The 24,650-nt window shown below is 67.2% G+C and carries 20 protein-coding genes; 7 read left to right on the plus strand and 13 right to left on the minus strand.

Annotation, left to right across the window (positions count from 1 at the left end; translation table 11 throughout):
• Position 1: 1 nt before the first annotated feature.
• The 3 genes from AC5Y5E_RS06380 to AC5Y5E_RS06390 form a co-directional block, all read right to left on the minus strand.
• A complete protein-coding gene (locus AC5Y5E_RS06380) occupies positions 2 to 790 on the minus strand; it encodes a DUF1206 domain-containing protein (RefSeq protein ID WP_499902142.1) in 789 nt (262 codons plus the stop codon).
• Positions 791 to 806: 16 nt separating this feature from the next.
• Positions 807 to 3,614 carry a phosphoenolpyruvate carboxylase gene (gene ppc / locus AC5Y5E_RS06385; RefSeq protein WP_499902143.1) on the minus strand — a complete coding sequence of 936 codons (2,808 nt, stop codon included), beginning with the start codon at positions 3,612 to 3,614 and terminating at the stop codon, positions 807 to 809.
• Between the two features lie 191 nt (positions 3,615 to 3,805).
• The gene (locus AC5Y5E_RS06390) at positions 3,806 to 5,044 is read right to left on the minus strand and encodes an alpha/beta fold hydrolase (protein WP_499902619.1); all 1,239 of its coding nucleotides are present in this window, start codon (positions 5,042 to 5,044) and stop codon (positions 3,806 to 3,808) included.
• A gap of 230 nt (positions 5,045 to 5,274) precedes the next feature.
• On the opposite strand from AC5Y5E_RS06390, the gene AC5Y5E_RS06395 reads away from it, so the two are divergent.
• Entirely contained in the window at positions 5,275 to 7,302 is a 2,028-nt protein-coding gene (locus AC5Y5E_RS06395) for an APC family permease (protein WP_499902144.1), read from the plus strand.
• Here the strand turns inward: AC5Y5E_RS06395 and secG are convergent.
• From secG to gap, 4 genes are read right to left on the minus strand one after another with little or no spacing between them, the layout of a single operon-like run.
• Positions 7,299 to 7,532 carry a preprotein translocase subunit SecG gene (gene secG / locus AC5Y5E_RS06400; protein WP_499902145.1) on the minus strand — a complete coding sequence of 78 codons (234 nt, stop codon included), beginning with the start codon at positions 7,530 to 7,532 and terminating at the stop codon, positions 7,299 to 7,301. The genes AC5Y5E_RS06395 and secG overlap by 4 nt on opposite strands.
• Before the next feature lie 30 nt (positions 7,533 to 7,562).
• Positions 7,563 to 8,348, minus strand: a complete 786-nt coding sequence (gene tpiA, locus AC5Y5E_RS06405) for a triose-phosphate isomerase (protein WP_499902146.1) — start codon at positions 8,346 to 8,348, stop codon at positions 7,563 to 7,565.
• Positions 8,345 to 9,580 carry a phosphoglycerate kinase gene (locus AC5Y5E_RS06410; RefSeq protein ID WP_499902147.1) on the minus strand — a complete coding sequence of 412 codons (1,236 nt, stop codon included), beginning with the start codon at positions 9,578 to 9,580 and terminating at the stop codon, positions 8,345 to 8,347. The genes tpiA and AC5Y5E_RS06410 overlap by 4 nt, the downstream gene beginning before the upstream one ends.
• Positions 9,581 to 9,583: 3 nt before the next feature.
• Positions 9,584 to 10,603, minus strand: a complete 1,020-nt coding sequence (gene gap, locus AC5Y5E_RS06415) for a type I glyceraldehyde-3-phosphate dehydrogenase (RefSeq protein WP_499902148.1) — start codon at positions 10,601 to 10,603, stop codon at positions 9,584 to 9,586.
• 264 nt (positions 10,604 to 10,867) lie between these two features.
• Between gap and AC5Y5E_RS06420 the strand changes: the two genes are divergently transcribed.
• Positions 10,868 to 11,578 carry a beta-xylosidase gene (locus tag AC5Y5E_RS06420; protein WP_499902149.1) on the plus strand — a complete coding sequence of 237 codons (711 nt, stop codon included), beginning with the start codon at positions 10,868 to 10,870 and terminating at the stop codon, positions 11,576 to 11,578.
• 62 nt (positions 11,579 to 11,640) lie between these two features.
• On the opposite strand, the gene AC5Y5E_RS06425 is transcribed toward AC5Y5E_RS06420, so the two are convergent.
• From AC5Y5E_RS06425 to AC5Y5E_RS06435, 3 genes are all read right to left on the minus strand, one after another.
• The gene (locus AC5Y5E_RS06425) at positions 11,641 to 12,522 is read right to left on the minus strand and encodes a L,D-transpeptidase (protein ID WP_499902150.1); all 882 of its coding nucleotides are present in this window, start codon (positions 12,520 to 12,522) and stop codon (positions 11,641 to 11,643) included.
• Positions 12,523 to 12,624: 102 nt separating this feature from the next.
• Positions 12,625 to 14,352 carry a DUF3556 domain-containing protein gene (locus AC5Y5E_RS06430; RefSeq protein ID WP_499902151.1) on the minus strand — a complete coding sequence of 576 codons (1,728 nt, stop codon included), beginning with the start codon at positions 14,350 to 14,352 and terminating at the stop codon, positions 12,625 to 12,627.
• A 66-nt stretch (positions 14,353 to 14,418) separates the two neighbouring features.
• Complete coding sequence (locus AC5Y5E_RS06435) at positions 14,419 to 14,838, minus strand: hypothetical protein (protein ID WP_499902152.1); 420 nt, start codon at positions 14,836 to 14,838, stop codon at positions 14,419 to 14,421.
• A 192-nt stretch (positions 14,839 to 15,030) separates the two neighbouring features.
• Here AC5Y5E_RS06435 and AC5Y5E_RS06440 point away from each other — a divergent pair, with 192 nt between their 5' ends.
• The 4 genes from AC5Y5E_RS06440 to AC5Y5E_RS06455 all read left to right on the plus strand — a co-directional run bounded on the left by AC5Y5E_RS06440 (position 15,031) and on the right by AC5Y5E_RS06455 (position 20,000).
• Positions 15,031 to 15,840: a 1-acyl-sn-glycerol-3-phosphate acyltransferase gene (locus tag AC5Y5E_RS06440; RefSeq protein ID WP_499902153.1), complete on the plus strand. Its 810-nt coding sequence runs from the start codon at positions 15,031 to 15,033 to the stop codon at positions 15,838 to 15,840.
• 3 nt (positions 15,841 to 15,843) lie between these two features.
• Positions 15,844 to 17,463: an acyl-CoA ligase FadD12 gene (gene fadD12 / locus AC5Y5E_RS06445; RefSeq protein WP_499902154.1), complete on the plus strand. Its 1,620-nt coding sequence runs from the start codon at positions 15,844 to 15,846 to the stop codon at positions 17,461 to 17,463.
• Positions 17,463 to 18,743, plus strand: a complete 1,281-nt coding sequence (locus tag AC5Y5E_RS06450; RefSeq protein WP_499902155.1) for an alpha/beta hydrolase — start codon at positions 17,463 to 17,465, stop codon at positions 18,741 to 18,743. The genes fadD12 and AC5Y5E_RS06450 overlap by 1 nt, the downstream gene beginning before the upstream one ends.
• Positions 18,744 to 18,854: 111 nt before the next feature.
• Positions 18,855 to 20,000, plus strand: coding sequence for a 3-ketosteroid-9-alpha-monooxygenase, oxygenase component (locus AC5Y5E_RS06455; protein ID WP_499902156.1), 1,146 nt, complete (start codon positions 18,855 to 18,857; stop codon positions 19,998 to 20,000).
• 14 nt (positions 20,001 to 20,014) lie between these two features.
• Here AC5Y5E_RS06455 and AC5Y5E_RS06460 read toward each other — a convergent pair whose 3' ends face one another.
• The 3 genes from AC5Y5E_RS06460 to AC5Y5E_RS06470 form a co-directional block, all read right to left on the minus strand.
• Positions 20,015 to 21,265, minus strand: a complete 1,251-nt coding sequence (locus AC5Y5E_RS06460) for a cytochrome P450 (protein ID WP_499902157.1) — start codon at positions 21,263 to 21,265, stop codon at positions 20,015 to 20,017.
• A gap of 17 nt (positions 21,266 to 21,282) precedes the next feature.
• Complete coding sequence (gene hsaA, locus AC5Y5E_RS06465; RefSeq protein ID WP_499902158.1) at positions 21,283 to 22,467, minus strand: 3-hydroxy-9,10-secoandrosta-1,3,5(10)-triene-9,17-dione monooxygenase oxygenase subunit; 1,185 nt, start codon at positions 22,465 to 22,467, stop codon at positions 21,283 to 21,285.
• 175 nt (positions 22,468 to 22,642) lie between these two features.
• Positions 22,643 to 24,031 (minus strand): WS/DGAT/MGAT family O-acyltransferase, encoded by a 1,389-nt coding sequence (locus tag AC5Y5E_RS06470; RefSeq protein WP_499902159.1) that lies wholly within the window; start codon positions 24,029 to 24,031, stop codon positions 22,643 to 22,645.
• A 291-nt stretch (positions 24,032 to 24,322) separates the two neighbouring features.
• Between AC5Y5E_RS06470 and AC5Y5E_RS06475 the strand changes: the two genes are divergently transcribed.
• Positions 24,323 to 24,649 carry a hypothetical protein gene (locus AC5Y5E_RS06475; protein WP_499902160.1) on the plus strand — a complete coding sequence of 109 codons (327 nt, stop codon included), beginning with the start codon at positions 24,323 to 24,325 and terminating at the stop codon, positions 24,647 to 24,649.
• The last annotated feature ends 1 nt before the right edge of the window (position 24,650 follow it).

Raw genomic sequence — 24,650 nt, forward strand, 5'->3', positions numbered from 1 at the left:
TCTACATTTTGGTGGATCGGGCCATCACGAAGCTGTACAGGCCATAGGTGATGATCCCCGCGCCGGCCGCGATCAATAAAGCCGCCCCGTAGGGCTGGGCGCCGAGGGTCTTCAGTGCCCCGTCGAGTCCGGTGGCCTTCTTCGGTTCCGAGCGGCACGCGGCGACAATTACCAGCCCACCCGTGGCGGCGATGATCACGCCCTTTCCGATGTAGCCCGCCATTCCGAGCCGTCGCACCAGGGCCCCCGACTTGCCTCTGAGGTCGCCGACGAAGTTGCGGCTGGCGCCCTTGTACACGTGATAGCCGCCGATGACGACAATGATCGCGCCGCACGCGATCAGCGTGACCGTGCCGACGGTGGTCTGCATCAGGCGAGCGCTGATGGTCGAATTCTGTTGGTCGGCCGGGCGTCCGGAGCCTCGGGCGAACCCGAAGGCCGAGTAGGCGAACGCCATGTAGACCGCCGCCAGGCCAAAGGCCTTCGCCCGATCGCACCCGCTCGACGACGTGTCCTTCTTCCGGTCGTACGACCGCCCGAGGGCCGTCTCGACGAGCCGCCAGAGGCCCATCGCCAACAGCGCGGCCGCGGCGATCCACAGGGCGAGCGGGCCCCCCGGTTTGGCCGCCAACGTCGCCAGCGCGCCGGTCTGATCGGCGGTACCACCGTCGCCGAAAGCGACACGGAACGCGAGGTAGCCGACGATCAGGTGCAACAGCCCGTTGACCACGTAGCCCGCGCGGGCGAGCCGTTCGAAGACGCCGTTTTGGGCCACTTGCGCCGAGTCCATGGCATCTGAATGCCCGTCAGCCGCTGTTGCGTAACGCGCTCGCCAATCCGTTCATCGTCAGCAGGATGCCGCGCTGCACCAACTCGTCGTCGTCGCCCGAACGGTAGCGGCGAAGCAACTCCACCTGCAGGTGGTTGAGCGGCTCGAGGTACGGGAAGCGGTTGAACACCGAGCGGGCCAGCGCCGGGTTGTCGGCGAGCAGGTCGTCCTGACCGGTGATCAGCTTGTGCATGGCGATGGTGCGCTTGTGCTCGTCGACGATCTTGTCGAACACCCTGTGCCGCAACGCCTCGTCGGCCACCAGCTCGGCGTAGTGCGCCGCCAGGCCCAGGTCGCTCTTGGACAACACCTGCGCCATGTTCGAAAGCACGCTGGCGAAGAACGGCCACCGCTCGTACAGCTCGTGCAGGATCGCCACCCGCTCGGTTTCACTTTGGGGGCCCGCCGCGATCCACTGCTCGAACGCAGTGCCGGTGCCATACCAGCCCGGCAGCATCACCCGCGACTGGCTCCAGGCCAGCACCCACGGGATGGCGCGCAGATCGGAGATGGATTCGGTGGGCTTGCGCGAGGTCGGGCGGCTGCCGATGTTCAGCGACCCGATCTCGCTGACCGGTGTGGACGCCTTGAAGTACTCGACGAAACCCGGTGTCTCGTGCACCAATTCGGCGTAGGCGCGGTGCGCCAGCGCGGCGACCTCGTCGAGCACCGCGTAGGCCGGTTCCGCGGCGTCGCCCAGCCCCTCCACGTCGAGCAGCGTCGACTCGACGGTGGCGGCCACCAAGCTCTCCAGGTTGCGCCGGGCCAGTTCGGGTTCGGCGTATTTGGCGGCGATCACCTCGCCCTGCTCGGTGAGGCGCAGCGAGCCGTTCACCGCGCCCGGCGGTTGCGCCAGGATCGCCTGGTAGCTGGGGCCGCCGCCGCGGCCGACGGTGCCGCCGCGACCGTGGAAGAGCCGCAACCGGATTCCCGTCTTGCGGGCCACCTCGACGAGGGTGAGCTCGGCCCGGTACACCGCCCAATTGGCGGCCAGGTACCCGCCGTCCTTGTTGGAGTCGGAGTAGCCCAGCATCACCTCCTGGCATCCGCCGCGGGCGTCCACCAGCGCCCGGTAGATGGGCAGGTCCAGCATCGCCTGCAGGATCGACGCGCCGTTGTGCAGGTCGTCGATCGTCTCGAACAGCGGCGAAATGCCCAGGGGGCAATAGGGTTCCGGCCCGGACGCGTCCAGCAGCCCGGCCTCCTTCAACAGGATCGCGGCCTCCAGCACGTCCGACACCGACTGGCACATCGAGATGATGTAGTTGGGCACCGCCGCCGGGCCGTAGAGTTCGACCGCACGGGCGCCGGCCGCGACGACGGCGAGCTCGCCGCGGGCCAGGTCGGACAGTTGCGCGCGGTCGCCGACCAACGGGCGGCGGGTGGCGAGCTCCCCCGCCAGCAGCGCGACCCGCTCGTCTTCGGCCAGCGAGCCGTAGTCCGGGTGCACCCCGGCCCAGGCCAGCAGCTCGGCGACCACCTCCTCGTGCACGTCGGAGTTCTGCCGCATGTCCAGGCCGGACAGGTGAAAGCCGAAGGTGTGCACGCTTTCTCGCAGCCGGGCCAGCCGGTCGTCGGCCAGCAGCTCGGCGCCGTGCGTGCGCAGCGACGCGTCGATCACGTCCAGGTCGGCCCGCAGTTCCGCCGGGACGGAGTACGGCGGCAGGCCCAGGTCGAGTTCGTGCTGGGGTCGGCGGTCCAGGATCTCGGCGCCCGTCGCGGTGAGCCGGGCCCGGATCACCCGCAGCGCCCGCCGATAGGGCTCGTCGGCGCGGGCGCTCTCTTCGCCGCCGTCGGCCAGCGCGGTCAATTCGGGGGTGACGGTGATCAGCCGCGCCGACATCGACAGCTCCTGCTCGAGCTCGGTCAGCTCGGCCAGGTAGTGCGCCAGGGCGGTGAACGCGGCGCTGCCGGTGGCCCGCCGGACGACGTCGGCGGTCACGTTCGGGTTGCCGTCTCGGTCACCCCCGATCCAGGACCCGGGCTGCAGAATGGGAGCCGAAAGCAGGTCGGCGTCGGGCCAGCGGGCGCGCAGCGCCTCCCGGACCTCGGCGTTGACCTGCGGGATCACTTTGAACAGCGCGGCCGGGTAGTACCGCAGGCCCACCTCGATCTCGTCGGTGATCTGCAGCCGGGACAGCCGGATCAGCGCGGTCTGCCACAGCGTGAGGACCTGGCGGCGCAGCTCGAGCTCGATGTTGCGGCCGTGGTCGGTCTCGGTGTGCCCGGCCGCGCGCAGCCGCATCAACTCGGTGATGCGGTGCTGGGTGACGAACACGGTGCGCCGGCGGGTTTCGGTGGGATGGGCGGTGATCACCGGGGACACCAGGGCGCCCCGCAGGGCGTTGGTCACCGTGGCCGAATCGAGCTCTGCCAGATCGAGTTTCGCGTACGTCGCGGCCAGGCTGCTGTCCTGCGGTGGCTCGCCGGCAGCGACGTGGACGTCGCGGCGCCGTTCGCGGTGGATGTCTTCGGCGACGTTGGCCAGCAGCGCGAAGTGGCTGAACGCCCGGATGATCGGGATGGCCTGGTGGATGTCGATGCCGTCGAACATCCGCGCCATGTCGGCCCGGTCGATTTCGGAGCGCCGCACCCGGAAGGACTCCACCCGCGCGCGTTCCACGAGCTCGAAGACCTCGTCACCGTTCTGCTCGCGCACGGTGTCGCCGAGGATGGTGCCGAGCAGCCGGATGTCGGCGCGCATCGGCTCGGTCGCCTCGCGACCGACGCGGGTGCGTTGGACGGCACCGATCGGTTCCAGCGCGGTGTCGGGAGCCTCAGCCATGCGTCCTAGTATCGACGCGGATCGCCCGGCCCGCCCGTCGAGCCGTGAGGGTCATCGGCCACCACCGCGAGATCGCGGCGACACAGTAACGGGATGAGCGCAATTGTCAAGACCTGTGGATCAAGCTCTTTGAGCGGCAGCGTTGCCTGTTGAATCAGTCATGGTTCCGCTGAACGGCTTTCACGACCTTGTTACGGGCGCAGCACTCGGTCAGCAAATCCGGCGATTACGTCGGCAACTCTACCCGGGGCGAGCGCGTTCGCCGCGTGGCCCTGCCCGTGCAGAACGATGCGTTCGGTGTTCGGTAGCGCTCGTTCTAATGCATCGAGCCGTTCGCCAAGATGCGTGGCGCTGCGATCGCCGCCCAGCAGCACGGTCGGAACGGTGATCTTCGCGTACGTGTCGAGCCGGTTACCCAGCTGATCGATCGCCGCGCAGTCATCGATCTGGTGGCGAACCATTTGGCGGATCCGCGGCGAGACCGCCACCACCAGCTTGCTGAGTCGTGCCGTCCAGGCTGGCGCGCAAACGATGTCGCGTAGGAAGATCGCCAGCGCAGTCCCCGGCTTGCCGGCGGCGATTGCGGCTTGCGCTTGCGCCAGCGCCTCACCGCCGAGCGGTGGTCCGATCACACACGGCGGCTCGTAGAGCACTGCGCCAGCGAACGCCGTCGGGGTCGCGACCAACGCCTCCAACGCCACGACCGCCCCTGACGAGTGACCGATGATCACCATCGGCTGGCCAATCGCGCGCACCAACGCGGTCACATGCTGGACCTCCTCGGCCATCGTGCAGGCCGATTCGGTCTTCAGGTCGGGTCGGTACTGTCGTCGGTGCAGCCTCAGCACTCGGAACCGCGGCGCGAGCCGGCCTGCGACCCGTCGCCACGAACTGCCGTCATCGATGCCGCCGTGCAGGATGAGCACGGCCGGCCCGTGCCCTTCATCGAACGCTCGCACGCTGCTGCCATCGGCCACCGCGATTATCGCGGCACGTGCGGACATGTGTCGGCGTCCGCGCTCTGCGAGCCAGCGTGTGGCGAACCAGCAGAACAGCGCAAACCCGAGGCTGGAATAGATCAGGTTGATGACCACGCCCGCCGTTGGATCGAACCCGAGCCGGCGCAACTGGCTGGCTTTGCGGGCATCGATACCGTGGCTGAGCTCCCATGCGGTTCCCGCGATCGCAGCGAGCTGCCCGGCGAGCACGACGATGACGACCCGGATCACCCAACGCGTGTCACGCAGCACCATCACCGCGACGCCCGTCAAGGCGATTGCGACCGGGATATAGGCCAGTAGTTGACCCATCTCACGGTGCGTGACGGCGAGGACCAGCGCGATGACGGCCAGCCCGACTCCGGCAAGCATGAGCCCTGCCACGCTGATCGCCAGCGGCCGATGGAACGCACGCCCGTCAGTCCCGAACATCGTCTTCAAGCTGTGGTGCGGTCGCCGTCGCGGTCCACCGAAGCGGAAACGAGCATGGGTCGTCACTTTCCGACCAGCTTTGCAGCGCCGGCCCAGCTTGGAACCTTCAATCGGTCACCCGGGCCTTGTCTCTGGTGCTGATGGAAGCCTTACGCTTGGGCGCCGAACTTTTACGGAATCTCTACGGCTCGGGCCGGTCGCTGGCGCGGATCGGACATTACGCTCCTAGCGTGTCGTCACCGACTTCGCTGGTCAAACGCTTGATCGTGGGCCGGCCGTTCCGCAGCGATCGACTGCACCACACGCTGTTGCCCAAGCGGATCGCGTTGGCGATCTTCGCGAGCGACCCGTTGTCCTCGGTGGCCTACGCAACACAAGAGATCCTGTTGATCTTGACCCTCGGCGCGCTGAGCTACCTGTACCTGACGCCGTGGATTGCCGCCGCGGTGGTGCTGCTGCTGGGCGTGGTGGTGTTGTCCTACCGGCAGGTGGTGCAGGCCTATCCGAGCGGTGGCGGCTCGTACGAGGTTGCCTCCAAGAATCTGGGACCGCGAGCGGGACTGGTGGTGGCGGCCGCGCTCCTGGTGGACTATGTCATGACGGTGGCGGTGTCCGTCGCGGCCGGGGTCGACAACATCATTTCGGCTGTGCCCGAACTGAATCCGTACCGGGTGGCGGTGAATATCGGCTTCATCTTGGTATTGACCGCGATGAATCTTCGCGGTGTGCGTGAGTCCGGGCGGGCCTTCGCCGTGCCGACGTACGCCTTCATCGCCGGCGTGATCCTGATGATCGTCATCGGTTTGGTTCGCACGCTTCTCGGCGACGCGCCGCAGGCCGAGAGCGCTCACTACGGCATTCACGCCGAGCTGTCGGGACTCAACACCCTGGCGATCGCGTTGCTGGCGTTGCGCGCGTTTTCATCCGGCTGCACCGCGCTCACGGGCGTGGAAGCGATCTCCAATGGAGTGCCGGCGTTCCGAAAGCCAAAGGCGCTCAACGCCGCACGGACGATGTCCATGATGGGCGCCCTGGCGATCACGATGTTCGTCGGCGTGACCGCGCTGGCCTTGATCGCGCACACCCGTGTCGTGGAAAACACCTGTGATCTCATCGGCTTTCCCGGCGATTGTCAGCGGGACCCGCAGCGCACCGTCATCGCTCAAATCTCGGCCGCGGTGTTCGGCGACAACAGTGTGATGTTCTATTACCTGCAGGCCGCGACGGCGCTGATCCTGATCCTGGCCGCCAATACCGCCTACAACGGGTTTCCGTTGCTCGGCTCGATTCTCGCCCAAGATCGTTATATGCCGCGGCAACTGCATACCCGCGGTGACCGGCTGGCGTTCTCCAACGGCATCATTCTGCTCGCCGCGATTGCCGGCGCGCTGATCTATGCGTTCGACGGCTCCACGACTCGGCTCATCCAGCTCTACATCCTGGGCGTGTTCACCTCTTTCACGCTGTGTCAGACGGGCATGGTGTGGCACTGGAATCGGGTGCTACGCGACGCCGACAGCCGTGCCGGGCGGCTCAGGGTCCACCGCGCGCGGGCCATCAATGCATTCGGCGCCTGTTTCACCGGCGTCGTCCTGGTTGTGGTGATGGTGACCAAATTCACGCACGGCGCGTACCTGGTAGTGATCGCGATCCCGGTGCTGTGCCTCGTGATGCAGGGCATAAGACGGCACTACGCGGCCGTGGGCTCCGAGCTGCGCGTAGAAGACGAAGACGAACAAGTCCGGCCCAGCCGGGTGCACGCGGTCGTGCTGGTCTCGAACTGGCACAAGCCGACGTTGCGCGCGGTCATGTTCGCGCGGGCCACCAATCCGGACACCTTGACCGCGTTGACCGTCAAGGTTGACGACGTCGACACCACGGCGCTCGTCGAGGATTGGCAGAACCTCAGCGTCAACGTTCCCCTCAAGGTCGTCGAGTCGCCCTACCGTGAGATCACCCGGCCCGTGCTCGACTACATCAAGCGGCTGCGAAACGGCGGACCTCGCGACGTCATCAACGTGTACATCCCGGAATACGTCGTCGGCCGTTGGTGGGAGAACCTGTTGCACAACCAGAGCTCTTGGCGGCTCAAGGGGCGGTTGCTGTTCGAGCCAAACGTCATGGTCACCAGCGTGCCCTGGCAACTGCGTTCATCCGAGCGCCGCGACCTGTCACGCATCGAATACCGGGTCGGCGACGTCCGCAGCGGCATCGACCGCGCCGCGTCGAGCGCAACTCGCGCGGCCCGGGAGGCCTAGCGGTACTTGATCGACAGCGCCATGCCGATGATGCAGACCAGCCAGATGCCGACGATGAACACCGTCAGCCGGTCGAGGTTTTTCTCCACGACCGTCGAGCCGGACAGGCTCGACTGCACGCCGCCGCCGAACAGCGTCGACAGGCCGCCACCCTTGGCGCGGTGCAGCAGCACCAGCAGCACCACCAGGATGCTGGTGACGACCAGGGTGATCTGCAGGGCCAATTGCATGATGTGCAGCTTACCGGCGGCGCGCTGATGTCACGGCAGGGGCCCGCCGGCGGCGATGGCCGCCAGCGTGGCGAACTGCTCACCGTCCAGCGACGCGCCGCCGACCAGCCCGCCGTCGACGTCCTCCTGAGCGACCAGCTCGCCGACGTTCTTGGCGTTCATCGAACCGCCGTAGAGCACCCTGACGCCCTCGGCGACCTTTGACGAGGCGAGGGACGCCAACTCTTTCCGGATCGCCGCGCACACCTCCTGGGCGTCGGCGGAGCTGGCCACCCGGCCGGTGCCGATCGCCCAGACCGGCTCGTAGGCGATCACCACGTTGGCGATCTGCTCGGCCGACAGCCCGGCCAGCGAGCCGCGCAGCTGGTTTTCGCAGTAACTGACGTGCTCGCCCGCCTCCCGGGTCTCGAGATGCTCGCCGATACACACGATCGGGGTGAGCTCGTGCTTGAGCGCGGCGGCGGCCTTGGCGGCCACCAGCGCGTCGTCCTCGCTGTGGTAGGTGCGTCGCTCGGAGTGGCCGACGACGACGAACTGGCAGCCCAGCTTGGCCAGGAACGCGCCGCTGATGTCGCCGGTGTAGGCGCCCGAGTCGTGCGGGGACAGGTCCTGGGCGCCGTAGGTCAGTCGCAGCTTGTCGCCGTCCACCAGGGTCTGCACGCTGCGCAGATCGGTGAACGGCGGGAGCACCGTGACGTCGACCTTGTCGTAGTACTTGTCCGGCAACGCGAACGCGATCTTTTGCACCAGCGCGATCGCCTCGAAGTGATTGAGGTTCATCTTCCAGTTGCCGGCGATCAGTGGCTTGCGGCTCACGAGTCCCCTCCCGCGGGCTGGGGGCGACCAAGCACCTCGATGCCCGGCAGCGTCTTGCCCTCCAGGTATTCCAGCGACGCGCCGCCGCCGGTCGATATGTGCGAGAAATCACCCTCGGGGATGCCGAGCGCGCGCACCGCGGCCGCGGAGTCCCCGCCGCCGACCACGCTGAAGGCGCCCTTGCCGGTCGCAGCCACGATGGCCTCGGCCACGCCCTTGGTTCCGGCGGCGAATGCCGGGAATTCGAACACCCCCATCGGGCCGTTCCAGAAGACGGTCTCGGCGTTGGACAGCAGCGTGGCGAACCGCCTGACCGACTCCGGCCCGATGTCCAGGCCCATCTTGTCCTGCGGAATGCGGTCCGCGGCCACCGTTTCCGCCGGCGAATCGGCGGCGAACTTCTCCGCCACCACGATGTCCACCGGCAGGTGAAGCACGTCGGCGTAGGTCTCACACAGCCGGCGACAGGTGTCGACCATGTCGGCCTCGAGCAGCGATGTGCCGACCGAAACACCATGCGCGGCAAGGAAAGTGAAGCACATGCCGCCACCGATCACGATGCTGTCGGCCTTGGTCGCCAGCGACTCGATCACGCCGAGCTTGTCGGACACCTTCGAGCCGCCCAGCACCACCGCGTACGGCCGGGTGGTCGAGCTGGTGAGCTGCTCCAGGACCCGGATCTCGGCGGCCACCAGCGTGCCGGCGTAGTGCGGTAGCAGGGTGGCGACGTCGTAGACCGAGGCCTGCTTGCGGTGCACCACACCGAAGCCGTCGGAGACGAAAGCGCCGGTCGGCCCGACCAATTCGGCCAGCTGCCGGGCCAGCGCCAGCCGCTCGCCGTCGTCCTTACTGGTCTCGCGCGGGTCGAAGCGGATGTTCTCCAGCAGCAGGATGTCGCCGTCGGTCAGGCCCTCGGCGCGGGCCAGCGCATCGGCGCCGACGACATCGCCGGCCAGCTGCACGTGCCGGCCGAGCTGGTCGCCGAGCGCGGCGGCGACCGGCGCCAGCGACAGCTTCGGGTCGGGCCCGTTCTTGGGACGGCCCAGGTGCGCGGTGACGACGACCTTGGCGCCGGCGTCGAGCAGCGCCTTCAACGTCGGCACCGACGCGGTGATACGGCCGGCGTCGGTGATGGTGCCGTCGTCCAGGGGGACGTTCAGGTCGGAGCGCACCAGCACGCCACGCCCCGAAACCCCCGCGGCCAGAAGGTCTTCGAGAGTCGGAGTGCTCACGGTTTACAGCGACTTGCCGACCAGTGCGACGAGGTCGATGAGCCGGTTGGAGTAGCCCCACTCGTTGTCGTACCAGGACACCACCTTGGCCTGGTTGTCGATGACCTTGGTCAGCCCGGAGTCGAAGATCGAGCTGTGCGGGTCGGTGACGATGTCGCTCGACACGATCGGGGCGTCGTAGTACTTCAGGATGCCCTTCAGCCGGCCCTCGGCGGCGGCCTTGAACGCGGCGTTGATGTCCTCGGCGCTGGCGGCCTTGGCCAACTCGACCGTCAGGTCGGTCACCGAGCCGGTCGGGATCGGCACCCGCAGCGCATACCCGTCCAGCTTGCCCTTGAGCTCGGGCATCACCAGGCCGATCGCCTTGGCCGCCCCGGTCGAGGTCGGCACGATGTTCAGCGCCGCCGCCCGCGCCCGGCGCAGGTCCTTGTGCGGCCCGTCCTGCAGGTTCTGGTCCTGGGTGTAGGCGTGGACGGTGGTCATCAACCCCTTGACGATGCCGAACTCGTCCTGGAGCACCTTGGTCACCGGGGCCAGGCAGTTCGTCGTGCACGAGGCATTGGAGATGATGTTCTGGCTACCGTCGTACTTGTCATCGTTGACCCCCAACACGATCGTGATGTCGGGGTCGGTGGCCGGCGCGGAGATGATCACCTTCTTAGCCCCGGCGTCCAGGTGCCCCTTGGCCTTGGCCGCGTTGGTGAAGATGCCGGTGGACTCAACCACGACGTCGACGCCCAGGTCCCTCCAGGGCAGCGCCGCCGGGCCCTCCTTGACCTCCAGCGCCTTGATCTTGTGGGTGCCCACCACGATGGTGTCGTCGCCCTCGAGGCTGACGTCGTAGGGCAGCCGGCCCAGGATCGAGTCGAATTTCAGCAGGTGCGCGAGGCTGGCGTTGTCGGTCAGATCGTTGACCGCCACCACCTCGATGTCCGCGGTGCCCTGCTCTTGCTGGGCCAGCAGGGCCCGATAGAAGTTGCGGCCGATTCGGCCGAAGCCGTTGATACCTACCCGGACCGTCACTTGTCTTCTCCCTAGTCTTTCTGAGGTCTTCGTGCCGCTGATTAAGCGTTCGCCGTCAGCCTAGATCAGTGACGGGCACCACTGCTTGCTGCGGGGGCAAACGCCTGCGGTAACCGGAGCGTGTCTGGTTTGTATCGGTTCGATAAGCCCCCGAATCGTCGCGTGTCCAATAGCAAAAGCGAGTCATACATTCGACACGGCTGCGGGACAGCTATGCGGTTCTGCTGCCGCATCTGATTGCGAATGCTTAAGGAGTCGACGTTGATGAGGGGCTTTGATCGGTTCAACATCACAGTTGGTGCCATCGCTGGGCTGTGCGGGGCCGCCATAGCGTTGAGCCCGGATGCGGCAGCCATCCCGCTGAAGGCGGGCGGCTACGCGTGCATCCAGGGGCAGTCCGGCGAGGCCGGCGCGCCGGCAGCCGGCGGGCCGGCGGGCGCTGCCGGACCCTTGGCCGCAGGCGCGCCGCTGGCCGGTGCACCGGAAGCGGGCGGCACACCGGTGAGCGGGCCGGGCGGCGGTTCACCGGCACCCGGCGGACCCGCACCGGCCGCCACCGTGTGCACGTCCAGCGCTCCGCTTACCGACATGTCCGGTGTCCCGATAGTGGCGCCCGGACCGGTCCCGGTGGTGCCCGCCGGTGCCCCGCTGATCGCGCTGGGGCCGCCGGTGCCCGTGGGTGCACCGGTTCCGGTGGGCGCGCCGGTTCCCGTCGGCGCGCCGGTGCCGGTGGGTGCGCCGGTCCCGGTGGGCGCGCCGATCCCGGTGGGCGCCCCGATCCCAATCGGCGCCCCAGTCCCGGTGGTGCCGGTCGGCGCTCCGCTGATCGCGCTCGCTGGGGGTCCGCTGGATGTTGCGGCGCCGGCCGCCCCGATCATCGACATGTCCGGGACCGGCAAGGGCGCCCCGACCGGTCCCGCGCCGGCCGGCGGCCCGACGCCCGGTCAGCCGACCGCACCCGGTCCCGCGCACTGACGCGGATCCCTTGCACTTACGCGAAAAACCCGCCGGGCCAAGCCCGGCGGGTTTTTCGCAGCTCAGCTGGGCGGGGCCTCCCACAGCAGCGGCGGCTGCGGCCGTGGCTGTGGCTGTGGCTGCGGTTGTGGCTGCGGCGAGTCCTGCACGATCACCGGGTCACCGACGTGGACCGTGTTGAAGTACCACTCCGCGTCCTCGGGGCTCAGGCTGATGCAGCCGTGGCTGACATTCTCCAGGCCCATCGCGTTGACGGCCCACGGAGCCGAATGGACGAAGAGGCCGTGGCCGGTGATGCGGACGGCGTAGTCGACCGGGATCCGGTATCCGTCGGGATCGTCGACGGGGATGCCGACGCTGCTCGAGTCCATGATCACCGTGCGTTCCTTGGACAGCACGGTGTACGAGCCGACCGGCGTCGGGTACTCGGGCCTGCCCATCGAGGCCGGCAGCACGCCCGCTTCCCCCCAGTGGGGCCGGTGATGCGGCGCGGGCAGCGTGGGCGGCGGGCCCGACTCGACCCCGTCGATGGTGACCGTGAAGGTGTGATCCGGGATGTTGGCGACCCCGACGACCGCCGGACCCGTGGCAAATTCCGTTGCCAGGCCGCCCACTGCGAGCGCCACCGTGCGGTGCGCCGGCCAGTAGTGGTCCGGCACCCATTGCACGACCTCGTTGTCGAGCCATTCGTACTTGCCGGTCATCGGGGGCTCCGTCGTGACCCGGGCGGCGCGCTCGGCGGCGCGCCGGTTGGTGACGGGTGCGCCGAACCTCACCACCACCGGATGGGCCACGCCCACCACCTCGCCGCGCGTGGGCAGCACCGACGCGACGGCGGATCCGTACGGCTGGGTGAGCGCGGCCAGGCGTATGTCGGTCGGCGCGGCAACCACACTCACAGCCGCAGCACTTACCGCAAGAACACACCGAACGACCGCTCGCATGGCTCCAGTCCCTGTTTAACTGACGTGGTTGTAATAGCCATGGTACGGGCGGCGTGAAGAGCGGAAGTGCAAGGGCGCGTTAGCGATTCGATCAAGCCTGGGTCACGTTTCGGCTACGGCGCGCGCGGTGACTTGGACCGGGAACTCGTCGCCGGGCTCGGGCCACGGCTGGCGGGTCAGCATGTCGGCGACCTCGACGTAGCCCGCCTCGATCACCCCGGTCTTGGCGTCGAGGATGCGGTACCACTGCTTTTGGATGTGGATCGGTTGGCCCTCGAGCACGATCACGCGGACGTCGCCCTCTTCGAATTGGCAGCGCCGCTGCACCGCCTCCAGCAGCTGCTCGTTGTGCAGGTGGCCCTCACCGAAGTTCCACCCCACCAGCGGACCGGCGACCACTTCGCCCTCGCGGATGCTGTAGTCGGCCTCGTTGGCCTCTCCCCCGAGAGCGCGGGGCAACAGGCCGTTGAGCGCCCGGCCGTGCGTGTGCATCGCCCGGAACGCCGCCACCTTGTCGGACATCACTTCGGCGGTCCCGGCGCCGTAGAGCTTGGCCAGCTGATTCACCACGAGCGCAGAGCTTTTCACGATGTCGGCCTCGATCTTGTCCTCGGCGCCCGCGCGGAAGCACCACACGCTGGTGGCCCAGTTGCCCGCGTAGTAGCGCATCGCGGGCAGGAACGAAATCTTTTCGGGGAACATGTTTCCCGCGATCACGACGGCGACCGCGACAAGGATGAGGGCGAGCAGCAGGGGTGACCGCAGGTCGGTGGCGCGGATCGCGCCGTAGTGCCCGAACAGATAGAACAGCGAGAAGATGAAGAACACGTTCCACTCCAACGGGACCCCCATCGGGAGGTTGGAAATGATGTTGAGGTGGAAGATCACCATGAACGCGATCAGGAACCATCGCCACGGCTGATCGCCCGCGACGAACACCAGAACCGTGGGAACCACGAATTCCGCCGTGGTTCCGCCGACGTGGGCCATCACCTTCGGCAACCACGAGGGTCGCAGGTCGTTGACGTGGTCGAGGTACATCGCGCGCTTGAAGGGACTGAACAGCTTGGGCCGCAGCAGCGCGTTGTTGCTCGTCATCACCGACACGACGTACGGGAAGTGATGGTTGAGCTTCGAGGTCGCCGCTCCCCACCACAGGCACAGCATGATGATCTTGTAAGCCGCGATCTGGTCGGTGAACGGGAAGAAGAATACGAATAGTTTCAGCCAGTAGTGTTCGCCGCGGGCCGCGAGAAAGATGGTCTTGTCGCGCAGACCCAGCACCGCCAGCGCCACGATCGTCGGCACCACCCGGACGGGGTCGATCAGAGGGCCCGGCGCCCACAGCGCCCACACCCCGCCGGCCAGCACGACGGCATAGAGCGCGACGTCGACGACGGTGCGGGTGTCGCCGCTCGTCAGCGGCACCTTGCCCGGCCAGGCGGGCAACCGAATCGTGTTGGGCCGCAACCAATATAGGAATCCGCCGACCGGCGGCATGAACCGCCCGGTCAGCGGTCCGGACCCACAGCCGAGGCCCAGGACCTCGAACAGCAGCGTGAAGACGATGAACTTCTGGTACACGATCGGCTGCGTCCACCATTCGCCGATGCGGCCCAGCCCGCCCAGGCCGGGGGTCAGCGAGATGATCGCGGCCGGGACCGCGACGTACAACGCGATCTTGAACAGGTACAGCAGATACACCGCATACGGGGTTCCGAAGCCGTGTTCCGCCCAGTGCCGGGTCACGATCTGCAGTCGCGTCGCCCGTGGCTGCGCCCGCCACGTGTCGGGGTCGACGTCCGGAAGCTCCGGTGACATGAATCCCATGGGCGGCCTCATTCCCGTCGCAGGTGAAACCAGCTGGCACGCAGCGTGATTGAACCTCCGCAGCCCCTACCGGACCCCGGCCCCGTTGCGGGGCGGAAATCGGCGCTGCAGCTTTTCGATCAATCCATCGAGGGTTTGGCGTTCCTGCTCCTCGACGCGCGCCATCCGGCGCAGGCCGGCGGCGCCTTCGGCGTCACCGGCGGCGTCCGCGGTCGCGATCGCCTTCTGGTACTCGGTGAGCCGGTGGTCGATGTGGCGACGGTTCTGGATGAGCACCCGCCGGAAGTACTCGGCCTGGCGGCGATCCGCCGTCGCGGCCGCCGCCGTCGGCGACTCCGCCCGGGTCGCCGGTTGGCGGACATTGACCGGGCCGGGGCGGACCGCGCTGCTGCGGGGCGGGCGGCCGCGGCGGTCACGAACGCTATTGGAACCGTGCCCAGCGACCGAGCGAGTACCGCGCTCACCGGACAAACCAGCGACGTCCATCTTCGCCTCTTTTCGCTGGGCAGGGTCATCGGCGGAGGTAACAATACCCCCCGATCCGACCGGCGCCATAGGCTTCGACAACTGGATACCTCGGTCGCGGGCTGGATCAAAACGTTCGTCCGGGTATCCGGTCGCTACCATCATGGGACTCGACGCGGCAATGCGGCCCCGCCGGCACCACAAGGGAGAACTGTGACCGACACCGACAGCGCAGACATCGAGGACATCGACAAGTTCGATCCCGGTCTGACCCAGCGCGTGATGGGCCTCATGCGCCCGTTCCTGAAGACCTATTTCCGGTCCGAGGTGCACGGCTTGAATTCATTCCCGCCGGGCGGGGCGCTGGTGGTCGGCAACCACTCCGGCGGCATGTTCCCAATGGACGTACCGATTTTCAGCGTCCACTTCTACGAAAAGTTCGGCTACGACCGGCCGGTCTACACGCTGAGCCACGACATCCTGATGACCGGCCCGACGGGGCAATTCTTCCGGCGGACCGGCTACATCCGCGCCAATAGGGAGAACGCGGCCAAAGCCCTGCGGTCCGGCGGCGTGGTGGTCGTCTTCCCCGGCGGCGACTACGACGCCTACCGGCCGACGCTCGCGGAGAACGTCATCGACTTCAACGGCCGCAAGGGATACGTCAGCACGGCGATCGAGGCCGGCGTGCCCATCGTGCCGGCGGTGTCCATCGGCGGCCAGGAGACCCAGCTCTACCTGTCGCGCGGCACGTGGCTGGCGGAGCGGCTGGGCGTCAAGCGCCTGCTGCGCAGCGCCATCCTGCCGCTGTCGTTCGGCTTCCCGTTCGGGTTCAGCGCCGTGATCCCGCCCAACGTGCCGCTGCCCACCAAGATCGTGACGCAGGTGCTCGAACCGATCGACATCGCCGCGCAATTCGGCGACGACCCGGACGTCGACGAGGTGGACGAGCACGTGCGGGCGGTGATGCAGCAGGCCCTGCGCGACCTCGCCGCCAAGCGCCGTTTCCCGATCCTGGGCTGAGCCATGGCATCCCGAATCGACGAGGCCCTCGGCATCTTTGGGACGTTGCGGCGCGCCGGCATGATCGCGCCGATGCGGCCCGACCGCTATTGGAAGATCGCCACCGCCATGCGCCGCGAGGGCATGGGCATGACGGTGGGATTTGCCGGCGCGGCCCAGCGCTGCCCGGACCGTCCCGGCCTGATCGACGAGCTCGGCACGCTGACCTGGCGGCAGCTCGACGAGCGGATCAACGCGCTGGCGGCCGCCCTGCAGGGCTTGCCCTCGGGGGCTCCCAAGGTGGTCGGCATCATGTGCCGCAATCACCGCGGTTTCGTCGAGTCCGTGGTGGCCGTCAACCGGATCGGCTCCGACGTGGTGCTGCTGAACACGTCGTTCGCCGGGCCGGCGCTGGCCGAGGTGGTCAGCCGCGAAGGCGTCGACGCCGTCATCTACGACGAGGAGTTCACCGAGACGGTGGACCGCGCCCTGGCCGACCGGCCGGACGCCACCCGCATCCTGGCGTGGACCGGCGGGCAGCACGAATTGACGGTCGAGAAACTCATCACCGACCACGCCGGCCGCCGGCCGCACCGCACCGGCCGCAAGGGCAGGATGATCCTGCTCACCTCGGGTACCACCGGAACGCCCAAGGGCGCCAACCAAACCGGCGGCAACGCGGGGATCGGAACGCTCAAGGCCATCCTCGATCGCACGCCGTGGCGGGCCGAGGAGAATGTCGTGATCGTGGCGCCGATGTTCCACGCCTGGGGCTTCTCGCAATTGGTATTCGCCGCGTCGATGGCCTGCACGGTGATCACCCGGCGCAAGTTCGACCCGGAGGCCACGCTCGATCTCGTCGACCGGCATCAGGCGACCGGTCTGGCGGTGGTGCCGGTGATGTTCGACCGGATCATGGAGCTGCCACCCGAGGTGCGGAACCGGTACAGCTGCAAGTCATTACGCTTCGCCGCGGCCTCCGGTTCGCGGATGCGCCCCGACGTCGTCACCGCGTTCATGGACCAGTTCGGCGACGTCATCTACAACAACTACAACGCCACCGAGGCCGGCATGATCGCCACCGCCACCCCGCAGGACCTGCGGGCGGCCCCCGACACCGCCGGCCGGCCGGCGGGCGGAACCGAAATCCGCATCCTGGACTCCGAATTCAACGAGCTGCCCACCGGCGAGGTCGGCACCATCTACGTCCGCAACGACACCCAGTTCGAGGGCTACACCTCGGGCACGACGAAAGACTTCCACGCCGGGTTCATGTCGTCCGGCGACGTCGGATACCTCGATGAGGCCGGGCGCCTGTTCGTCGTCGGGCGCGACGACGAGATGATCGTGTCCGGCGGCGAGAACGTCTACCCGATCGAGGTGGAGAAGACCCTCGCGGCGCACCCCGAGGTCGCGGAGGCGGCGGTGATCGGCGTGGACGACGAACAGTACGGCCAACGGCTAGCGGCCTTCGTGGTGCTGACCCCGGGCGGGTCCGCCACGGTCGACACGCTCAAGCAACACGTGCGCGACAACCTGGCCAACTACAAGGTGCCCCGCGAGATCACCGTCCTCGACGAGCTCCCCCGCGGCAGCACCGGCAAGATCCTGCGCAACGAACTACTGTCCCGGGTCAACGGCTGATGCGGCTCGCGCGGAGGCTTCGAAAGCCCCGGCCGTTGGCGCGCGCCGCGGTCGAACTCGTCAACGCCGCCAACGGTTTACACCCGATAAGCCGGCATCCCTACGCCTCGGTGCTGGTGTTCTGGTTCGGTTGGCCGGCCTCGGAGGTGCCGGGCGTCTACGCCGCCGCCTCCATGCTGGATGCCCTCCGCCGCGGCCGCCGGGGTGATTTCGCCGGACGAAAAGGAAAGCTGGCGCTGGCCCTCACCGTCGCGTCCTGGCCGATCCTGGGAATGATCGCCTACCGCGGCGCGACGACGCCCGGCCCGGTGCTGGAAACCGGACTGACCGAAGAGCTCGGAGGAGACTACGCGGAAGAACTGGCCAAGCTGCCCGCGGCGACGACCAGCCAAAAGGGCAGGGGTCGGCGCAATCCGCCGCTGCGCACCACGGTGGCCCGGCGGCGCTTCGTCGACAAAGAAAACATCGTGTCCTACGGTCCGCACGGGCGTGCAAACCTGGCCGACATCTGGCGGCGCAGCGACCTGCCGCGCGATGGCAAGGCGCCGGTGCTGTTGCAGGTGCCCGGGGGCGCCTGGATGATCGGGTGGCGCCGCCCCCAGGCGTATCCGTTGATGAGCCACCTGGTTTCGCGCGGCTGGGTGTGCGTGTCGATGAACTACCGCGTTTCTCCGTGGCACACCTGGCCCGACCACATCGTCGACGTCAAGCGCGCGCTGACGTGGGTCAAGGAGAACATCGCGGCCTACGGCGGGGACCCCAATTTCGTTGCGATCAGCGGCGGGTCGGCCGGCGGTCATCTGTCCGCGCTGGCGGCCCTGACCGCCAATGACCCCAAATTCCAGCCGGGCTTCGAGGAGGCCGACACCTCGGTGGTGGCGGCCGTGCCCTATTACGGGCGCTACGACTGGTATTCCACCGAGGCCGACGGGCGGGCCGAGTTCGTGGAGGTGCTCGAAAGGCTGGTGGTCAAACACAAGCTCAGCACCCACCGGCACATCTACCTCGACGCCTCGCCGATCCAATACGTACGGCCGGACGCGCCACCGTTTTTCGTCCTGCACGGAAGTGACGATTCCCTGATCCCGGTCGTCGAGGCGCAGGAGTTCGTCGCCGAACTCCGGGCGGTGTCGAAGTCCCCCGTGGTCTACGCCGAATTGCCTTACGCGCAGCACGCTTTCGACATCTTCGGTTCGCCGCGCGCGCACAAATCCGCGGAGGCGGTGGCCCGGTTCTTGTCCTGGGTCTACGCGACCACCTATCTCGACCGCGACGCCTGACTAGGGCCATAAGTCACATATGTAGTGGCTTTAGCCTGCATATATACCGGCCCACATGGGACCAAACTATAACGTGTTCTAGTTTGGCCGGTTGGCGAGTGGAGGTCCGAAGTGAGTATCGATACCGCTGGGGTCGGCGTCCGGGAAATCGACGTCGGGGCGTTGCCGACCCGGTTTGCCCGCGGCTGGCACTGCCTGGGCGTGGCCAAGGACTTCCGCGACGGCCGGCCGCACCCGGTCCACGTTTTCGGCACCAAGCTGGTCGTCTTCGCCGACGCCGAAGGCAACCTGCGGGTGCTCGACGCGTACTGCCGGCACATGGGCGGGGACTTGTCGCAGGGCACGATCAAGGGCGACACCGTCGCGTGCCCGTTCCACGACTGGCGGTGGGGCGGCGACGGCAGGTGCAAGGAGGTGCCGTATGCCAAGCGCACCCCACGAATGGCGCGCACCCGCACCTGGCCCACCGAGGTGCACAACGGCCTGCTGTTCGTCTGGCACGACCACGAGGGCAACCCGCCGTCACCGGAACTGCAGATCCCCGACATCCCCGAGGCCGCCAGCGCCGACTGGACCGGCTGGCGCTGGCGCAGTCAGCTCATCGAGGGTTCGAACTGTCGCGAGATCGTCGACAACATCGTCGACATGGCGCACTTCTTCTACATCCACTACGGCTTCCCGACGTACTTCAAGAACGTTTTCGAGGGGCACATCGCGTCGCAGTACCTCAGCACGGTCGGCCGGCCCGACGTGCTGCTCGGCGGATCGCATTACACCGGTGAGCAATTGCTCGATTCCGAGGCTTCCTATTTCGGCCCGTCGTTCATGATCAACTGGCTACACAACAGCTACGGCGGCTACAAGGTCGAGTCGGTCCTCGTCAACTGCCACTACCCCGTCACGCAGGACTCCTTCATGCTGCAGTGGGGTGTCATCGTGCGGAAGCCCGAGGGCATGGACGACGACGCCACCGAGAAGCTGTCCAAGGCGTTCGCCGACGGCGTCAGCATGGGCTTCTTGCAGGACGTCGAGATCTGGAAGCACAAGACCAGAATCGAAAACCCGTTGCTGGTCGAAGAGGACGGCCCCGTCTATCAGCTGCGCCGCTGGTATCAGCAGTTCTATGTCGATGCCGCCGACGTGACGCCGCAGATGACCGACCGCTTCGAGTATGAGGTCGACACCACCGCGGCGAACAAGCACTGGCACGCCGAGGTGGAGGAGAACCTGCGGCCCAAAGTCGGGCAGCCCCAATAGGATTGGCCCCGCGGTCAGTGCCCGACCGGGCACCGACCGGTGTAGTCGACCTGCCAGTGCTTGATGCCGTTGAGCCACCCGGACCGAATCCGCTCCGGTTTCGAGACGGGAGCGAGGTCGGGCATGTGGTCCGCGATGGCGTTGAACATGAGGTTGATCGTCAGCTTGGCCAGGTTGGCGCCGATGCAGTAGTGCTCGCCGGTGCCGCCGAATCCGACGTGCGGGTTGGGGTTACGCATGATGTCGAACGAGAACGGGTCGGCGAAGACCTCCTCGTCGAAGTTGGCCGAGCGGTAGAACATCAGCACCCGCTGGCCCTTCTTGATCGTGACCCCGGACAGTTCGGTGTCCTGGTTGGCGGTGCGCTGGAACGCGGTAACCGGTGTGGCCCAACGGACTATCTCGTCCGCGGCGGTCTCCGGGCGTTCGTTCTTGTAGCGCTCCCACTGGTCGGGGAAGTCGGCGAACGCCATCATGCCCTGGGTGATCGAGTTGCGCGTGGTCTCGTTACCGGCGACCGCCAGCATCATCACGAAAAACCCGAACTCCTCCTCCGAGAGCTTCTCCCCGTCGATGTCCGCCTCGATCAGCGTGGTCACGATGTCGTCGCCCGGGTTCTCGGCCTTGGCCTCGGCCATCTTCATCGCGTAGGCCAGCACCTCCGCCGACGAGACCTTGGGATCGACGTGGGCGTACTCGGGATCCTCGGCACCGGTCATCTCGTTCGACCACCGGAACAGCTTGCTGCGGTCCTCCTGCGGCACCCCGAGCAAGCCCGCGATGGCCTGCAGCGGCAGTTCGCACGCCACCTGCTCGACGAAATCGCCAGCAGTCTCGGCGGCGGCCGCCTGGGCGATGGCCTGCGCGCGCTCGTTGAGCTCGTCGCGCAACCGGCCGATCGCGCGAGGCGTGAATCCGCGGGAGATGATCCTGCGCAGCCGGGTGTGATGCGGGGGGTCCATGTTGAGCAGGACGAACCGCTGCAGGTCGATGTCTTCGCGCGCCATGTCGTCGCCGAACCGCGGGATGGCGCCGTTGAGCCAGCTGGAGAAGACGTCGTTGCGCAGCGAAACCTCCTTGACGTCCTTGTGCTTGGTCACCACCCAGAAGCCGCCGTCATTGAAGCCACCCTTGCCGACGGGCTGGTCACACCACCAAATCGGTGCGTTGTGACGCAGCTCGGTGAGCTCCTCGACGGGTAAGCGCTCCGCGTAGATGTCCGGGTCGGTCGGGTCGAAGCCGGACGGAAGGTGAGGGCAGGGCATCAATCGCTCCTTTGGAATCAGACCATCGTGTCGCCGGGCGGCAGCCCGAATTCGTGGTTGCCGAAGATCATGTAGGCCCGCTCGGGATCGTTGGCGGCGTGCACCCGGCCGGCGTGCGCGTCGCGCCAAAACCGTTGAATCGAACCGCTACTCGCCAACGCGGTGGCACCCGAGGCGTCAAACAAGCGGTCTATCGAGGCGACCGCTCGGGCGGTGGCGCGCACCTGGTCACGACGGGCCCTGGTTCGCAGCTCGAACGGGACCTCCCGACCCGCAACCAAACACGAGTACTCGTCGCCGACGTTGCCCATCAGCTGCCGCCAGGCGGCGTCGATGTCGCTGGCCGCCTCGGCGATGCGAACCTTGGCGAAGGGGTCGTCTTTGGATTTCTCGCCCGCGAACGCCGCGCGCACCCGCTGGCCCTGATGCTCCACGTGGGATTCATAGGCCCCGTATGCCATGCCGACGATGGGGGCGGTGATCGTGGTGGGATGCATTGTGCCCCAAGGCATCCGATAGACCGGATCGGTGTTGGTCGCCAAACCCGGGGCGGTGTGGTCGTTCATCGACTTGTAAGACAGGAACCGGTGCCGGGGCACGAACACGTCCTTGATGACCAAGGTGTTGCTGCCGGTGCCCTTCAGGCCGACGACGTGCCAGACGTCGTCGATGCGGTAGTCGCTGATGGGGATCAGGAAGCTGCCGAAGTCGACCGGCTGGCCGTCCTTGATCACCGGGCCGCCGACGAAGGTCCACGTGGCGTGGTCGCAACCCGACGACCAGTTCCACGAGCCGTCGACCAGATAACCGCCGTCGACCACCCGACCGGCGCCCATCGGGGCGTACGACGAGGAGATCCGGACGCCTGCGTCGTTGCCCCAGACGTCCTGCTGGGCCTGTTGGTCGAACTGCGCGGCGTGCCAGTTGTGCACCCCGAGGATCGATGCCACCCATCCGGTGGACCCGCACGCACTGGCCAGGCGCCGGACGGCCTCGAAGAACACCGTCGGATCGCACTGCATGCCGCCCCACTGCCCCGGCTGCAGCAGCCGGAAGAAGCCGATTTCCTGGAGCTCGCTGACGGTGGCATCCGGCAGTCGCCGCAGTTCCTCGGTTTCCTGGGCCCGCTGCCGCAGCTTGGGCAAGAGATCATCGATGGCGACCAGAACCGACTGGGCATCGCATTGGTGAATCGACGTCACCGGCCTACCTCCAGACGTGCGCACTCGTGACTAGACTGAGTTGCAACTGTGGCTGAGCATTTTGTTGTTTCCGCTGTACAAGGCCATAAATCAAGACCTGTAACTTGTTCTAATTATGGCCAGACGGAAACCCGCCACTAGGGCAGAAAGTCCCACAAAAAGCCGGTCTAGCCGATCACTCCTGCGCCGCGGCCTTCTCGAGCTCGGTCAGCGCCGGCTCGATGGCGCGGGCCATCTCGTGGATGTCATTGGCGACTTCGGGGGTGGTGACAAAGCCGAAGTCCAGGTATTTCTCGTAGGAGAAGCAAGTGATGTTCAGGGCGATGTCCATGACGGGCGGGCCGAGCGGGACCAGCGACTCCAATTTGGCGCCCGCCATGTACAGCGGCATCGGCGGGCCCGGGACATTGGACACGACCAGATTGAGCGGGGCCAGGTTGCGCGAGAGCCCGGTAGCGGTGTAGGCGCGGGCGGCCAGCTGCAGCAATCCCGGCGGCGTGGTCTCGGTAAGGCCCATGATCTGGTGTGCCGACAGCGCCTTGGCCATCCCTTTGGCGCTCTGGGTGCTTTCGTGGATGGCCCTCAGCCGATCAGCGGGGTCTTCGATGTCGGTGGCCAGCGACGCGGTCATCGAGCTGATCTTGTTGCCGACGTCGCTCTTGCTTTCGTCGGTGCGCGTCGAGACCGGGATCTGCGCGATGAGCGGTTTGGCCGGCAATTCATCGTGCTTCATCAAGTACGTTCGGGCGGCCCCGGCCACGAGCGCCAGCACCACGTCGTTGAGCTTGACGCCGAAGGCGTCCTTGACGGCCTTGGCGCGGTCCAGCTCGACGCGGCAGCCGGTGATCCGCCGGTGTGGAGACACCGGTGCGTTGAAGCGCGTCTTGGGCGCTTCGAAGTAACGCGGCGGCCGACTGCTGACCCCCAGCGCGGCGACCTGCTGACGCAGAGTCTGCTCCACCAGCCGGGCGATGCGGAAGGGCGTCTTGACGCCGACGTTGATCAGCGCGCCGATCGCGCGCCGCTCCAGCCCCGGAAGCTGGAATCCCACCAACGATCCGACCGTCTCCGTTTGCGGCGGACGGGGTTCGGGCGTGACGTCGAGCAGGATTTCGCCGAGCCCGGCGCCCGAGACGCCGTCGACAATCGCGTGGTGCATCTTGGTCAGCGTCGCGACCCGGTTGCCCTTGACGTTCTCGATTACCCAGAGCTCCCACAATGGTCGGGAACGGTCCAGCTTGTAGGACATCAGCCGACCCACCAGCTCGTCGACCTCGCGCCTGCCGCCCGGGGCGGGGACGGCGATGCGACGGATGTGGAAGTCGACATCGAGCTCTTCGTCCTCGACGAACCACGGCCGGTCCAGCCCGAGGGGCGCGCCGGTGACCCGCCACCGCAGCTGCGGCAGCTCGGGCAGCCGCTCGATGATCAGCTCGCGGACGCGTTCAAAGCTGTATTCGGGGGCATCGGTGAGATCGCAGATCGCGAGCGCACCCACATGCATATGCCAGCCCGCGGTTTCCGCAGACCAAAACGCCGCATCGACACTCGAAAGCCGCTTCATGCGATGACCGTAGCCCTCCCCCACCCGCCAAGCCCAGCAATTTGCTGGACGGGCTTCCCCAGGCAAGTAGTTTAGGGGTCACCTTCCCAGGAGGCATCGAACATGTCGGATATCGGGTCCACAGGGGAACTCAACGCCGATGACATCCCCGTGGCCCACACCCCACCCGGAGGTTATGGCGATGAATTCCCGCCGCTGATACTGGCCGGATGCACCGAGCCTTTGGTGGATGGAGCGCCTGACCTGAGGGGTACTTGGCGAGTCATCTCGGCCACCCGCGGAGGTGCGCCGGTGCCGGACGGCGACCCTTTATTGGGGTATACCGAGCGGATTGAACAGTGCGGCAACCGAATCGTCGACTGCGGTGGCGGGACCATAGCCGATGCCCGCGCGGACGGAACCGCGGAACACGGTGTCCACGACGTGTCGGTGTTCGACTTCACGACACCCATCCACGTAGTCGCCTCCTACGAGGACGGCGTGTTCGTGCTGCGACCGGTCGGCCTGCCTGGCATCGAGGTCACCCGGCGCCTAGACGAGGATGGGCGCATGATCTGGACGCGACCCGACATGGGTGGCGTGCGAGTCGTGCTGGAGCGGATCAGCACCGCGCGCTGAA

The organism is Mycobacterium sp. NGS54 (assembly GCF_059812465.1).

Bases quoted from the DNA above. Each gene is read 5' to 3' on its own strand.
- secG (WP_499902145.1), bottom strand. From the start codon at position 7,532: ATGCAATTGGCCCTGCAGATCACCCTGGTCGTCACCAGCATCCTGGTG.
- AC5Y5E_RS06390 (WP_499902619.1), bottom strand. From the start codon at position 5,044: ATGTTCGGGACTGACGGGCGTGCGTTCCATCGGCCGCTGGCGATCAGC.
- AC5Y5E_RS06380 (WP_499902142.1), bottom strand. From the start codon at position 790: ATGGACTCGGCGCAAGTGGCCCAAAACGGCGTCTTCGAACGGCTCGCC.
- ppc (WP_499902143.1), bottom strand. From the start codon at position 3,614: ATGGCTGAGGCTCCCGACACCGCGCTGGAACCGATCGGTGCCGTCCAA.
- fadD12 (WP_499902154.1), top strand. From the start codon at position 15,844: ATGGCATCCCGAATCGACGAGGCCCTCGGCATCTTTGGGACGTTGCGG.
- AC5Y5E_RS06460 (WP_499902157.1), bottom strand. From the start codon at position 21,265: ATGCCCTGCCCTCACCTTCCGTCCGGCTTCGACCCGACCGACCCGGAC.
- AC5Y5E_RS06435 (WP_499902152.1), bottom strand. From the start codon at position 14,838: ATGGACGTCGCTGGTTTGTCCGGTGAGCGCGGTACTCGCTCGGTCGCT.
- AC5Y5E_RS06420 (WP_499902149.1), top strand. From the start codon at position 10,868: ATGAGGGGCTTTGATCGGTTCAACATCACAGTTGGTGCCATCGCTGGG.
- AC5Y5E_RS06470 (WP_499902159.1), bottom strand. From the start codon at position 24,031: ATGAAGCGGCTTTCGAGTGTCGATGCGGCGTTTTGGTCTGCGGAAACC.
- AC5Y5E_RS06425 (WP_499902150.1), bottom strand. From the start codon at position 12,522: ATGCGAGCGGTCGTTCGGTGTGTTCTTGCGGTAAGTGCTGCGGCTGTG.
- AC5Y5E_RS06450 (WP_499902155.1), top strand. From the start codon at position 17,463: ATGCGGCTCGCGCGGAGGCTTCGAAAGCCCCGGCCGTTGGCGCGCGCC.
- AC5Y5E_RS06430 (WP_499902151.1), bottom strand. From the start codon at position 14,352: ATGGGATTCATGTCACCGGAGCTTCCGGACGTCGACCCCGACACGTGG.